Consider the following 13,050-nt stretch of genomic DNA (forward strand, 5'->3'; position numbering starts at 1 on the left):
AAATATGAAGCTTTTACTAGCTCAAAATGCATCCTATTATCCTGCACTGGGTGGAGCCAATAAGTCCAACCGAACGCTTATGGAAGCGTTAAGCCGCTTAGGGCACGATTGCCGCGTCGTTTCTACAGCATTGGTCAATAGCGCCTCAGAACAAGACCAGCGGGGTGTTGGTGAGCTTGAGGTTATATCCTCAAGCCCCGAAGTTTCCGTTTTCAACCTTAAAGGTGTGGCTATTCATGCTGTGAAAGTACGAGCAGCGATGGACAGCGCAAGGTTGAAGAATTATTTGATCAGGCAAATGAATGAATTTGCGCCCGACAGAATTTTAATTTCGACGGAGGACGTCGGGCATTTACTGCTGGAGGCTGCCGTGAACCATGCGGCTTCCAGAGTCGTGTACCTTGCCAGGACAACCCTCTATTTGCCCTTTGGGCCGGATTGTTTTTTGGAGGCGCCTGATAAAACAGAGCTGCTGCGGAAAGCGGCTGCCATTGTTGTCGTTGGCGATTATTTGAAGGACTATATGTGGCAGTGGGCAAAGCTCAAAGCAGAGGTGCTGCCCATTTCTTTGTTTGGCGATGGTCCTTTTCCCGACTTTGGAAATTTCGATAAAGGCTATATTGCCATGGTTAATCCATGTGCCTACAAGGGGATTTCCATTTTTCTAGAGCTGGCGCGCGCGTTTCCTAACCACGCATTTGCAGCCATACCGACATGGGGTACAACCTCCGATGATATGAAAGCGCTAATGGAGCTCAAAAATGTTCGGATTTTTGATCCAGTAGACGATATGAATAAGCTTTTCTGCCAAACTCGCGTTATGCTCGTACCGTCGTTGTGGGCTGAGGCCAAATCAAGAACGATCGTAGAAGCTATGCTGCGAGGCATCCCGGTGTTGGCAAGTGACGTCGGAGGAAATCCAGAAGCCAAGCTGGGAGTGGAGTATGTGCTTCCGGTAAATCCGATTAAGGGCTACAAGCAAGCCGTTGATGAGCGCAGCCTGCCCGTATCGGACATTCCGAAGCAGCATATAAAGCCTTGGCAAGAGGCATTGGAGCGTTTATTGCGTGAGAGGGAGCACTATGAGGATATATCACGACGCTCCAGAGAGGCTGCGCTGGATTACATCGAAAATAGGGGAGGCAGCAGGCAGGTTGAAGCGTATTTGCTGAATTTGCAAGTCGGAGCGGAAAATACGCAGCAGCCAGAGCTTGTCCCTGCCTTTGAAGAGAATGCCGTTGCCAAAATGACCGACAAGCTTACTCCTGCGCAGAAGGCGCTGCTCGCCTTAAGGTTAAATAAAAAAAATCAAAGCCGGGGTAATGACCATGAGTAAAGGATTGGAGAACGAAGCGCTTGCCGATAAATGGAGCGGCCTTTCGGACAAACAGAAGGCATTGCTGGCTCTGAGGATGAAAAAACAAAGTATAGAGCAGCCGGCGCCAAGCTTGAAGATAACCCGGCTGGAGAGGAACGGCGAAGACCGTTTTATCGCCTCCTATGCGCAAAAGCGCTTCTGGTTTCTTGACCAGTGGCATACGAACAAGGCCGCCTATAATACCCATCTCGTTTCCAAGCTGATGGGCAGGGTGGACGTGAATGCGCTCCAGCAAACCTTCGATGCGATTATGAACAGGCATGAGATTTTGCAAATGGTTTACCAAAATCATGAGGATGAGGTTTATTGCTGCCGTCACCCGAAGCCGGTTATGACGATTGCTGAGAAATCCGTGAAGGCCTTCACCAGAACGAAGCTGGAGGGGGAAATCGAGGACTTTGTCCACGATGAGGTCCATAACCCTTTTGACTTGGCCAACGATTTGCCTATACGGGTGACTTTGCTGTCTGTCTCAAAAAAGGAGCATTACCTGATTATCGTCGTTCACCACATCGTGTCGGATATGTGGTCCCTCCGTGTCATGAACAAGGAAATTGAAGTGCTGTACAATGCCTATGCTGCTGGGCAGCAGCCGGAGCTTCCAGAGCTTCCCGTACAGTATATGGATTATGCCGTATGGCAAAGGAATCTATTAGAGGGAAAAGTAACAGAAAGACAGGTCCAATACTGGAAGGAGACACTCGCAGGAGCGCCTCCGTGTCTGCAATTGACGACGGATTTTCCCCGTCCAGATGTTCAAACCTATAATGGGAAAGTTCATAAATTTATTATTCCAGAGGGAATAGCGGACAAAATCCATACGCTTGCAAGTGCGGAAGCGATAACCCCCTTTGTTTTTTCATTAACGGCTTTTGCTATCCTGCTTAATCGCTATACGCAGGCTGATGATATCGTTATCGGCTCGCCGATTGCGGGGCGTACCCATAAAGAAGTGGAAGACCTAATGGGCTTGTTCATCAATACCCTTGCGATTAGAATTCAATTGTCTGGCAATCCCCGAATGAGGGAGCTGCTGCAGACCGTCAAAAAAACGGTTATGGGCGCAGTCGCAAACCAGGAGCTTCCGTTTGAAAAGCTGGTGGAGGAATTGCAGATTGAGCGTGATTTAAGCTATTCCCCGGTTTTTCAGGCGATGTTTAATTATCAAAGCATGGAGAAAACCGTTCTTCAGCTGAGTGAGCTGGAAGTCCGTCCTTTTTTGCGCAGCAACAATACGACCAAGTTTGATTTGAATCTTGCCGTCAAATACATTGAAGGCGAAATGACCTGCTTCTTGACCTACAACACCGATCTATTCCTTCCTGAAACGATACAGCGCATGGCCGGCCATTACATGGAGATCGTTTCCTCCATGGCTGACAGCTTAAGCTTGAAGGCTCATGAACTTGAGACGCTTACCCCACTAGAAAAACAAACGCTGCTCTCAGAATGGAGCTTTTCCGAATACAAAAATCATCCTGATGTTCCGTATGTTCACAAGCTCTTTGAGGAGCAGGTGCTGATAAGCCCAGATGCGATAGCGGTTGCTTGCCAGGGCAGATCCTACACCTACGAGGAGCTCAATCAAAGAGCCAACAAGCTTGCCCGCTATTTATCCGCGAAAGGAGTTGGCCCTGAAAAACGTGTAGCCTTGTTTGCGGAGCGTTCACTGGAAACCGTAGTAGGCATTCTGGGCATTTTGAAAGCAGGCGGAGCTTACGTTCCACTCGACCCGCTGTTTCCCGTTGACCGCATCAAGTACATACTGGACGATGCCTCAATTGATATTGTCGTTGCAGAGAAGCATTTAACAGTTTCTTTAGGCGATGCAGCAACTGCCGAATGGGTTTATCTGGATGCCGATTGGCCTGCAATCGCAGAGCAAAGCGGTGACAATATGGCAGTGCCGCTGCAGCCTGCCAATCTTATTTACATCATCTATACATCGGGCTCTACAGGCAAGCCAAAAGGGGTTGCGGTCGAGCATGGAAATTTTCTGAATTACTATTTTGGCGTGATGCAGCGGCTGGATGTCGAGCCGGGGCTTAAATACGCGATTGCTTCCACCTTTGCGGCTGACCTCGCCACCATTAACGTTTGGGCTGCTTTAAATACGGGCGGGCAGCTTCATATTTTGACCTATGACCAGTCCGTCGACTCGCAGCAATATGCCAAATATTTCAGGGAACACGGAATCGATGTCATCAAAATGGTGCCAAGCCATTTCAAGGCGCTGCGGGAACGGGCGAACCTCCACGATATCATTCCTAATAAACGGCTTATCCTTGCTGGCGAGCCCTCCTATTGGGACATGATTGATGACATCAAGGCAGCGAAGCCTGAGACGCAGATCCAGATCCATTACGGGCCGACTGAAACGACGGTGTCTATGCTGACCTATACCGTAACCGACAAAAGGCCTGTGCAGCATACATCGGTATTGCCGCTGGGCCGTCCGCTGCCGAATGTATCCATCTATGTGCTGGATGAACATTTGCAGCTCGCGCCTATAGGAGTTCCCGGGGAGTTATTCATTGGCGGACCTGGTGTTGCCAGAGCATATTTAGGCAGGCCAGAGTTAACCGCAGAAAAGTTTATTCCGAATCGATTTGACGCGCAGAAGGGCGGACGCCTTTACCGGACCGGAGATATTGTCCGTTATTTGGAAAACGGCCATATTGAGTTTTTGAGCAGGGCTGACGAGCAGGTGAAAATCAGGGGATTCCGAATTGAGCTGGGAGAAATTCAATCCTCGCTGCTCGAATACCCCGGCATCAAGGATGCTTTTGTGAACGTCCGTGAAGAGGCCAGCGGCGAAAAAAAGATCGTTGCCTATTATGTGCAGGACGGCTCACAGCCGGTTAACCTATCCGCACTGCGGAACGCTCTGAAGGAAAAGCTTCCAGGCTACATGATTCCTGCCGTATTTATGGAACTGGATAAAATGCCCTTGAACGCTAATGGCAAGGTGGAACGCAGCGCTCTGCCTGCTCCGAATGCCGTAGAAGCAGCTTCGGAAAGCGACTATGAAGCGCCGCGGGACGAATTGGAAGTGAGGATGGCTGCTGTATGGTCCGAGGTTTTGAACATCGAGAAAATAGGAATTAACGATGATTTCTTTAGTTTGGGAGGGGATTCCTTCAAGGCGGTCCAGGTCGTTCGGGGAATCGATCATGCGCTGAGCATTATCGACCTGTTCAAATATCCGACGATTGGGGAACTGTCTGCTATCGTTTCTCAAGGCAGTACGGACAGCGGGGATGTTCTCCACCGTCTTTCGAGAGAAAAGGACGCCTCCGAGGAGGTGGCCATCGTATGTGTTCCTTTTGCCGGGGGGAGCGCGATTTCCTATCAGCCGCTAGCGGATGCGCTGGCGGATCATTACGCCCTGTATGCGGTTCAAGTTCCTGGGCATGACTTCAGCAAAAAAGATGAAGCTCTTGAGCCCTTGGAAGAAGTTGCAAGGCGCTGTGTGCAGGAAATAAAGGACAAAGTATCCGCCCCATCCATCGTCGTCTACGGGCATTGTCTTGGAGGCGCTCTAGCAATTGAAATAGCTAGACTGCTGGAGCAAGAGAATATGAGCCTTGCTGGTGTCGTGATGGGAGGGAATTTTCCTGTATCGCAGCTGCCGGGCAAGCTGTTCAAGCTGTGGAACAAGCTATTGCCACGGGACCGCCGTATTTCAAACCGTGCCTATATGGATATGCTCCGTTCTTTGGGCGGCTTCAGCGAGACGCTCTCAGGGGAAGAGCGGGATTTTATTATCCGCAGCCTCAGGCATGACCGTCGTGAAAGCGAGCGGTATTACTCGGATCGGTACGCCGCTGCTGAGCCTGCGAAATTAAAGGCGCCACTGCTTTGCATTGTCGGCGAGCGGGACAGGACGACCGAGTTTTACGAGGAGCAGTATAAGGACTGGGAGTTTTTCAGCAGCCATGTGGATATCGACCTGATTCCGAATGCGGGACATTATTTCTTTAAGCACCAGTCCCATGCCGTAGCGGATAGCATTGGAGCCGGCCTGAAAGCGTGGCAGCAGCAGAAGGAGAAACAGGAGAACGAGGGGTACGAGGACAACCAGAACCCAAATACCCGGGAAACGGCATCATCGCCGGAAGTGCTGCCGAATTTGCGAACGCTTTTCATTTTTGTATTTGGTCAGTTTATTTCGATGATGGGCTCCAGCTTGACGGGATTTGCAATGGGCTTATGGGTTTACAGCCATTCAGGCGCGATTATGGATTTTGCCGCAACGCTGGTGTTCCATCGCCTGCCGGGTATATTAATGCTTCCTTTCGCCGGCACTTTAGCGGACAAGCAGGATCGCAGGCTGATTCTCATTTGGAGCAATGTTTGCTCCGCGCTGGTCACGATTATGATTGCCTTGTTCTTTTACAGCAACTCGCTGCAGACCTGGCATATTTATGTCGCGGTGGCGGCTATATCGATCGCCAATGCCTTTCAGCGTCCGGCCTACTTGGCGGCAGTTGCCCAAATTGCGCCAAAGCGCTATCTCGGCCAAGCCAATGGAATTGTGCAGCTGGCTACCTCTTCAAGTGAAGTGCTGGCGCCGCTGCTCGGGGGCGTTCTCGTATTGACGTTTGAGCTGCCGGGCATTCTTTTCATCGACTTCCTATCCTTTCTGTTTGCTATATCGACATTGCTCTTTATTCGATTTCCGAATTCCTTATTCCGCAAAATTGAAGAGCCCTTTTGGGCCCAAATGGCCGGAGGCTGGAATTTTATAAGGAAGCGCAAAAGCTTCGTGGCGTTGATTTTGTTTTTTATGGTTTCCAATTTGATGCTGGGCATGGCCAACGTCCTCATAACTCCGCTCGTTTTAACCTTTGGATCAACTGTTGTACTCGGAATGGTGACCTCGGCCATCGGCATAGGGGGACTGGCAGGCGGAATCGCAATGGGTTTATGGGGCGGTACCCGCAGAAGGGCGGAGGGCATGATTGGTTTTAGCTTGCTAATCGGCCTTTCCTATATCGTGATGGGGCTAACGCCGATCGTTGGGCTGGTTATGGCAGGCGTATTCGCTTACGGTGTTTCGCTGTCGATGACAAATGCCCACTGGCAGACGCTGATCCAATCCAAGGTGCGGGCCGAGCTGCTGGCGAGGGTTTTTTCGATCAATCAGCTATTCGCTTTGCCTACCATTCCGCTGGGCTACTATATTGGCGGCCTGCTGTCGGACAACATTTTCAAGCCGCTGTTTGTCGATCATCCGGAGCTTGTGAAAAGCCTGGGCTGGCTCGTAGGCACGGGACCGACACGGGGAATCGGCCTGCTGTTTATTTTAATCGGCTTGTTTATGGCGGCATGGAGCTTCCTCGGACTAAGGTATAATCCGCTCCGGTATATGGACGATATTTTACCCGATGCCATTCCGGGGCCGCTGTTTATAAGGGATAAGGATCGCATACAGCAGGAGGAAGATCGGGAACTGGAGCGGATAAATAAACAGCTGGCGAGTAAGAAAGTTTTTAGCAGGGGGAAGAGCTATGATATTTAATGTAATGACCGTATTGAACAGTGATTATTTTGACTTTGGAAAGCTGTTTGTTAATTCCTTTTATGACAATGTCGATTTAAGCCGGATTCATAAGCTGTACGTTTACGATACGGGACTATCCGAGGACGATAAAAAATATTTGTCTGTTTTTCCGCAGATGGAAATTGTATCAACCGAGCTGAACACGAAGCATGTGCTGCTTCACGATGAGGACTGGCGCAAAAATGTATACTCCAAAACCGCTTTTCTGCTGCAGGTCATTGAAAAGGATTCGCTGCCAACCGTCATGATCGATTCTGATTGCCTGTTCCTTGCCGATTTCACCTACTTAATACCGGAAGACGTTGATTTCGTCGCCTGCCGCCGCGAAGAGCAGGAAGCCTTTTGTGAATATATCGCCTCCTTCTTTGTGATCAATTCCATCGCCAAGGCTCCTGCGTTCATACGAGAATGGCGGGAGGAAATGTATTACGGGACGGAAAACCATAAGGAAAGCCCAGCATTGTCGCGCTTGATCAATAAGGGCGGCTATCAGGTCTATGCAATCAAGGAAGATTTGGTATCCTACACCGGTACTGAATTGACGGCGGATGTAACCATTGCCCATATGAAGTCGACAAGAGGGCTGCGGACGGTCGAGCAGAGAGTTAGCCAGCCCCATTTGAAAGCGTATAAGGAAAAGTATTTGACGAAAATTCCTATAGCTGCTGTTGGGGAAGCGTTCGAAGCGATGTTTCGGGAGACGGCTGCGGAGGCGGCGCCCGAGCAAGGTGCCGGGAAGGAGCGCGCCTCTGCTTTGGACAATATTTCGCCAGAGAAAAGAGCGCTGCTGCTAAAACGGTTGAAGAAGGGCTGATTGCCTATATTTACGATATACGTTGCCTTCACAAAAAGAGGGAGTGTAGGAAATGGACCATTTGGAACAACGGTTAAAGCTCAAATATCCTCATCTTAAAAATCAGGTAAAAACGATTAAATCGCCGCTTCGCTTTTGTCCCTTCGGGGCTCATGTCGATCATCAAGCCGGGCTGGTAGCCGGGATGACGCTGGATATTTCGGTGGATATGGTTTATGTTCAGAATGAAGAGGAATATATAAGAGTGCAAAGCTTGGATTTCCCCGACGAGGAATATTTTCATCTGGATCAGGTTCCGGCGATGGTGCCGGGATTTTGGGGCAATTATTTAAGGGGGGCCGTCCTGGCTTTAAGAAAGCAAAATATTTTAAAGTACGGCATTTGCGCATTAGTTAGAGGCAAGCATCCGATTGGCGGCTTGAGCTCTTCAGCAGCGGTAACTACCGCCTATTTGCTGGCCCTTTGCGACGTGAACGGGATCAAAATTCCTTCGCTTGAGCTCATTAACTACAGCCACTGGGTGGAGAATCATTTTATTGGGCTGAACAATGGCATACTGGACCAGTCGATCAATATTTTAAGCCGTGAAGGCTATTTGACCGTGATGGATACCAAAACCAAAAGCTATGAGTTAATCGAAAGGCCGCAAGCGATGCCGGAATTTGAAGTTGTTATTGTTTATTCCGGTGTGAGCAAGGCCTTAATCGGGACCGACTATAACAACCGTGTAGATGAATGCAAAGTGGCCGCATGGCTTCTGCACGAGATGGCCGGCTTGCCGATGAAAAACCTGAAAGGGACCCAGCTCCGAGATATTGAGCATGAGGTTTACCGGGAGCATAAGTCAGGCTTGCAAGGCAGATTTCAAAAGAGGGCAGAGCATTTTTTCACCGAGAATGAACGTGTGAGGCAAGGCGCCGAGGCGTGGAAACAGGGGGACCTGCAAAAATTCGGCAGCCTGATGCTTGAATCGGGAGAAAGCTCCATTCATAATTATGATTGCGGCTGTCCCGAGCTGATCAGCATTTTCCGTATCCTCAAGCATACAGAAGGCGTATATGGAGCCAGATTCAGCGGAGCGGGCTATAGAGGCTGCTGTATTGGGCTCGTAGATCCCGCTTATAAGGAGCAGATCAAAGCCGCCATTGATGCACAATATCCAAAGCAGCATCCAGCGTATAAGGATTTGTATCAGGTTAGCTTCAGCAAAACCGATGATGGCGCGCGAATTATATAACTGGGGTTAGAAGCGAGGGAAATACGAATGAAGGCCATTATTTTAGCAGCGGGTTACGCAACTCGCCTTTATCCTTTGACCAAGGACTTTCCAAAGCCTCTTCTGGAGGTTGGAGGGAAAGCAATCATGGATCATATTATGGAGAAGATTGAAAGGGTTAGCTTAATTGACGAGATTTTTATTGTGACTAACCATCGTTTTTATGGGCATTTTGTTAATTGGGCGAGCCAATCAGACTATTCTAAGCCGATTAAAGTCATCGACGATCTGACGACAAGCAATGAGGACCGCTTAGGGGCTATTGCCGACTTGCAGTTTGTTCTGGAACAGGAAAAGCTGGACGATGATGTTCTAGTCATGGCCGGCGACAATTTGTTCGACTTTGAACTAACGGAAATGGTTCATTTCTATCAAATGGCAGGTACAGATACGATTGCAGCGCATGAGATAGATGACATCGATTTTCTGAGGCGCACAGGTGTCATACAAATCGATGGCAATGGAACAGTCATTGCTTTTGAGGAAAAGCCTGAACAGCCCAAATCCAATTTGGCATGTCCGCCGTTTTATATTTACGGGCAGTCAACACTGCCTTTAATCAAGCAGTATTTGGTAGAGGGCAACAACGCTGATGCACCGGGCAATTTTGTGCCTTGGCTGATTCGGCATAAAGAGGTTCATGCCTACAAGTTTGAAGGGCAGCGCTTTGATATCGGGACATTGGAGAGCTATCAAGAGGCTAGAGCGTTATTCGCGAGGCAGAATTAGTAGATAAAATAGCTAGGGTGTGTATGCAAGCCTAAGTCGCCCTGCTACTCCTTATTTGGAGGACTGAGGTTCCGCTATTCTGGCTGTTGAGCCGATTCCAGGCTATGAGCGGACAGGAAATCCGTTATAACCCTCATTATCCCGTCAAAACAGCTATTGGTGGCACATTAGCGGCTCCTGAGTCCGCGTCCTGCGCCTTAACCCGTGATTCCGTTGGAATAGCGGCTCCTGAGTCCGCCAAGTCTATCTTTGTGGAGGTAGAAACATTAAAATCCCCAGCTCCTCCAATCCGTGAAAAAGGAGGAGCTGGGGATTTTATTAGGTTATGAGCAATAGGTTCTTAATGCAGCGTCTGCAAAGCAGCCGGCGTAAACGGAATTAATTCATCTTGCCGTCCGTCGCGGACTTTATCTGACCAGGCAGGATCGACGAGCAGGGCACGGCCGACAGCTACGAGATCAAATTCGCCTGCATCCAGGCGTGAGGCCAAATCATCCACATTGGCGTTTTCTGCGCCTTTGCCTTCGGTGAAGAGGCTCATGAAGTCGCCGTCCAAACCTACGGAGCCAACAGTAATCGTTGGTTTGCCGGTAAGCTTTTTCGTCCAGCCTGCAAAGTTTAGGTCCGAGCCTGCAAATTCCGGCTCCCAGAAGCGGCGGGTTGAGCAGTGGAAAATATCTACGCCAGCTTCAACAAGCGGAGCAAGAAATTGTCCCAATTCCTCAGGAGTGCTCGCAAGCTTCGCTGTATACTCGGACGATTTCCACTGTGACAGACGGATAATAATCGGGAAATCAGGCCCTACAGCTTGGCGGCAAGCTTCAATGATCTCAACCGCAAAACGTGTTCTGGACAGCATATCGCCACCATAACGATCCGTCCGTTTATTCGTTTTCTCCCAGAAAAATTGGTCGATCAAATAGCCATGTGCGCCATGCAGCTCAATGCCGTCAAAGCCAATCCGTTTTGCATCAGCAGCTGCTTGCGCGTAAGCTGCAACAAGGCCTTTTATTTCGGCTTCAGTCAAAGGCTCATTAACAACCTCGCCCTCGGCGGTAACACCTGAAGGACCAATCGGCAGTGCTTCCGGGTTCGGATGGGAGCCGACCTTGCGCGTTGTGCCAACATGCCAAATTTGCGGAACGATTTTGCCGCCAGCTTGGTGAACGGCTTCAACGACTTTTGCCCAGCCATTTAAAGCAGCTTCTCCATGAAAGTTAGGAATGTTTGGATTATCAGTGGCAGCCGGATGGTTAATCAGCGTACCCTCTGTCACAATTAAGCCAACGCCGTTTTCGGCGCGGCGTCTATAGTAGGCAACTACATCTTCGCCCGGAACGCCATTTGGAGAAAAACCGCGGGTCATTGGTGCCATTACAATACGGTTAGGCAGTGTAAGTGGACCTGCTGAGAAAGGCTTGAACAACGATTGAATTGAGCTCATGAATAAAATACCTCCTAATTGAATGAAAAATCTATAATTCTATAAAAATAGATATAAAAGCATGAAATGAGCAGGAGTAAGCAAGGTTATAGCTCATCCTGAATCATTTCTTTGAAAAACTGAATGTTAGCTTCATTACGCCTGTAATAGGTGTGCTGCCCGATCCGTTTCGACTCCAGTAAGCCTGCTTTATGCATTTTCACTAAATAGCTGGATATAACGGATTGCGCAAGTCCTGTTTTTTCTGCAAAAGAACCGACACATACGCCTCCAGCAAACTGACACGCATCGGTTAGATGGCATTGAGGCCCAAAATGCTCCTCAGGCGTTTTCAGCCATTTTAAAATATGGTACCGTTTCTCGTTAGACACAGCTTTAAGTATTGACAAAGTATCCATGAGGCTTAGTATATCTATTTTTATAGAAATGTCAAATTGTTATTTTATAAAATATAGGAACGGGTATCGTAACGCGATCCGTTCACTATATTTCTCGGACTGAAACGCGCCGCGCCGCCAAAGGACGGCGACAGCCGTTTCACCTTGAAATATAGGAAAGGATGTCCTAACGCAATCCCTTCTCTATATTTCTCGGACTGAAACGTGCCGCGCCGCCGAAGGACGGCGACAGCCGTTTCACCTTGTGCCTATTTGTGAGCGAATGGTTGGATTTTGCGCTTATTCCGTTATTGGGAACCAGCCTGGCGCATGCGTAATCGCTCCCCATAAGCCATTCGGGATGACGAGGCGCTCCTGATCTTGCTTGGATAGCGTAGTCACAATATCCTGCTCGTTGCCTTGCTTGATTTTCTCCGTCCAATCCGGGTCCATAATGAGCTCGCGGCCAAGGGCGATAAACGGCACGCCGGAGTTTTTCGCCTCAAGCGCTTCTTCTGCGGTTGTGATGCTGCCGACACCGATGAACGGAATGTGCTCGCTGTATTTTTCGACGAACCATGCCATGCGGCTTTGCGAATCCTGCTCGCCTCTGCGCGGCTTCGACCAGAAATCTTGAAGCGACACATGCAAATAATCCAGTTTCATCTCGATTAGAGCGTTAACCAGATGGTACGAATGCTCCATCGTTAATCCTTCTTCTTCCGGCTCCTCCGGCGAGAAGCGATAGCCTACAAGAAACGGCTGCGGCGCCATAGCGGCTGCCTTCTTAACAGCTTCAACGACGTAGAGCGGGAACGCCATACGTTTATGAACAGAGCCGCCCCAGTCGTCGGTACGCACATTGGAAGCCGGGGAGTAAAATTGCTGCAGCAGGTAGCCGTTGGCACCGTGAATTTCAACGCCGTCAAAACCAGCCTCAATCGCGCGGCGTGTCGCTTCGCCAAAGTCGGCGATAATCGACTTGATTTCCTCCTCGTTTAGCTCGCGTGGCACAATTCCGCCCTCCTGCTGGGCAATGCTGCTGGCACTCACCAAATCATCATTTGGCACTAGGCCAGGGAAGCATGATCTTCCGCCATGGAAAATTTGCAAAATCGCTTTCGCACCTTGGCTTTTAATAGCATCGGCCAGACGCTTGAGGCTTGGAATCATTGCGTCCGTATCCGCGCCAAATTCGCCGGGGAAGCCTTTGCCGTTGCGGCTCACGTAGACGCACGCTGTAACGACGATGCCGGGCCCAGCACTGCGGCGGCTGTAGTAGGCAAGCTCTTCATCAGGCACGGTGCCGTCCGGATTGGACGAGCAGGTTGTCATGGGCGCCATGACAATTCGATTATGTACGGACATGCCGCTCGCGAAAGTGAATGGTTCAAATAAAGGCTGAAATTGTGGTTTCATCAGTAGTTCCCTCCAGTTACGAAATGCTATGTGCTTTATTTTATATC

The 13,050-nt window shown here is 49.5% G+C and carries 8 protein-coding genes; 5 read left to right on the plus strand and 3 right to left on the minus strand.

Annotated features, from left to right (window positions below; translation table 11 throughout):
• The first annotated feature begins 4 nt into the window (after window positions 1-4).
• Genes AC6B99_RS07745 through AC6B99_RS07765 form a run of 5 tightly spaced genes read left to right on the plus strand, consistent with a single transcriptional unit; the run spans window position 5 to window position 9,763 of the window.
• Window positions 5-1,336 carry a glycosyltransferase gene (locus AC6B99_RS07745; protein WP_494880645.1) on the plus strand — a complete coding sequence of 444 codons (1,332 nt, stop codon included), beginning with the start codon at window positions 5-7 and terminating at the stop codon, window positions 1,334-1,336.
• A complete protein-coding gene (locus AC6B99_RS07750) occupies window positions 1,329-6,902 on the plus strand; it encodes a non-ribosomal peptide synthetase/MFS transporter (RefSeq protein ID WP_496663125.1) in 5,574 nt (1,857 codons plus the stop codon). The genes AC6B99_RS07745 and AC6B99_RS07750 overlap by 8 nt, the downstream gene beginning before the upstream one ends.
• Window positions 6,892-7,758, plus strand: a complete 867-nt coding sequence (locus AC6B99_RS07755) for a hypothetical protein (RefSeq protein ID WP_056041752.1) — start codon at window positions 6,892-6,894, stop codon at window positions 7,756-7,758. Before AC6B99_RS07750 ends, AC6B99_RS07755 begins: the two co-directional genes overlap by 11 nt.
• A 52-nt stretch (window positions 7,759-7,810) precedes the next feature.
• The gene (locus AC6B99_RS07760; protein WP_056041750.1) at window positions 7,811-8,995 is read left to right on the plus strand and encodes a GHMP family kinase ATP-binding protein; all 1,185 of its coding nucleotides are present in this window, start codon (window positions 7,811-7,813) and stop codon (window positions 8,993-8,995) included.
• A 27-nt stretch (window positions 8,996-9,022) separates the two neighbouring features.
• A complete protein-coding gene (locus tag AC6B99_RS07765) occupies window positions 9,023-9,763 on the plus strand; it encodes a nucleotidyltransferase family protein (RefSeq protein ID WP_496663126.1) in 741 nt (246 codons plus the stop codon).
• A 340-nt stretch (window positions 9,764-10,103) separates the two neighbouring features.
• Here the strand turns inward: AC6B99_RS07765 and AC6B99_RS07770 are convergent, their stop codons facing one another.
• The 3 genes from AC6B99_RS07770 to AC6B99_RS07780 form a co-directional block, all read right to left on the minus strand.
• Window positions 10,104-11,207: an NADH:flavin oxidoreductase gene (locus tag AC6B99_RS07770; protein ID WP_056041745.1), complete on the minus strand. Its 1,104-nt coding sequence runs from the start codon at window positions 11,205-11,207 to the stop codon at window positions 10,104-10,106.
• An 86-nt stretch (window positions 11,208-11,293) separates the two neighbouring features.
• A complete protein-coding gene (locus AC6B99_RS07775; protein ID WP_056041743.1) occupies window positions 11,294-11,605 on the minus strand; it encodes an ArsR/SmtB family transcription factor in 312 nt (103 codons plus the stop codon).
• A gap of 279 nt (window positions 11,606-11,884) precedes the next feature.
• Complete coding sequence (locus tag AC6B99_RS07780; protein WP_056041742.1) at window positions 11,885-13,003, minus strand: NADH-dependent flavin oxidoreductase; 1,119 nt, start codon at window positions 13,001-13,003, stop codon at window positions 11,885-11,887.
• Window positions 13,004-13,050: the final 47 nt, after the last annotated feature.

Source organism: Paenibacillus liaoningensis, assembly GCF_059609455.1.

Coding starts and splice junctions, on each gene's coding strand:
- AC6B99_RS07745 (WP_494880645.1), top strand. CDS start 5: ATGAAGCTTTTACTAGCTCAAAATGCATCCTATTATCCTGCACTGGGT.
- AC6B99_RS07775 (WP_056041743.1), bottom strand. CDS start 11,605: ATGGATACTTTGTCAATACTTAAAGCTGTGTCTAACGAGAAACGGTAC.
- AC6B99_RS07770 (WP_056041745.1), bottom strand. CDS start 11,207: ATGAGCTCAATTCAATCGTTGTTCAAGCCTTTCTCAGCAGGTCCACTT.
- AC6B99_RS07765 (WP_496663126.1), top strand. CDS start 9,023: ATGAAGGCCATTATTTTAGCAGCGGGTTACGCAACTCGCCTTTATCCT.
- AC6B99_RS07755 (WP_056041752.1), top strand. CDS start 6,892: ATGATATTTAATGTAATGACCGTATTGAACAGTGATTATTTTGACTTT.
- AC6B99_RS07760 (WP_056041750.1), top strand. CDS start 7,811: ATGGACCATTTGGAACAACGGTTAAAGCTCAAATATCCTCATCTTAAA.
- AC6B99_RS07750 (WP_496663125.1), top strand. CDS start 1,329: ATGAGTAAAGGATTGGAGAACGAAGCGCTTGCCGATAAATGGAGCGGC.
- AC6B99_RS07780 (WP_056041742.1), bottom strand. CDS start 13,003: ATGAAACCACAATTTCAGCCTTTATTTGAACCATTCACTTTCGCGAGC.